2 pseudogenes are annotated in these 623 nt (G+C 75.6%); both read right to left on the reverse strand.

The features are described from left to right. Positions 1-417: pseudogene (locus Q0D57_RS09755) on the reverse strand (hypothetical protein); the annotation flags it as partial. Next, positions 407-623: pseudogene (locus Q0D57_RS09760) on the reverse strand (TIGR03943 family protein); the annotation flags it as partial. The pseudogenes Q0D57_RS09760 and Q0D57_RS09755, both read right to left, overlap by 11 nt.

Genomic DNA, 623 nt, shown 5'->3' on the forward strand with positions numbered 1-623 from the left:
GAGCGGTTCGTCGAGGGCGATCGTGACGCGGTTCGCGACCGCCGTCACGGTGAACGGCACCTCGGGCTCGAGGCTCACGTCGTCGGCGTCGAGCGGCTGCAGCTGCTCGTTGGCGGTGAGCACGATCGCCTGGTGGGCGGATGCGACGAGCCGCGACGCATCCGGCACGCTCACGTCGACGCGCATCCCCACGATCGCGTTCACCCCCACGAGCGCGCCCGCGGCGAGCGCGAGCACACCGAGGGTGGCGGCGACCGTGGCGCCGAAGCCCCACCGGCGCGTGCCAGATGCGCGTGGTCGCGCGGCCCGGTGCGGCTGGGTGGATGCGCGCGGCTCCGCGGATGCGCGCGGCTCGGCGGGTGCGGAGGGCTCGGCGGATGCCAGGGGCTCGGCGGGCGGGTCCGGCTCAGTGGACATACGGATCCGCCGGCTCCTCGACGACGTCGACCGCGGTGGGGTCGACGACGATCGGCGGCGCGCCCTCCACGCCCGCCCCCGGGTTGGCCACGAGGGGGCCCGACACCCGCACCCACTCGTTCTCGGCGAGGTCTGCCGCCCAGCCGGGATCGTGCACGGGCACGCCGACGGGCTGCGCGTCGACGGCGCAGCAGGTCACGATGAAG

It is taken from the genome of Herbiconiux sp. (genome assembly GCF_023264895.1).
In the GTDB taxonomy this organism is placed as follows: domain Bacteria; phylum Actinomycetota; class Actinomycetes; order Actinomycetales; family Microbacteriaceae; genus Herbiconiux.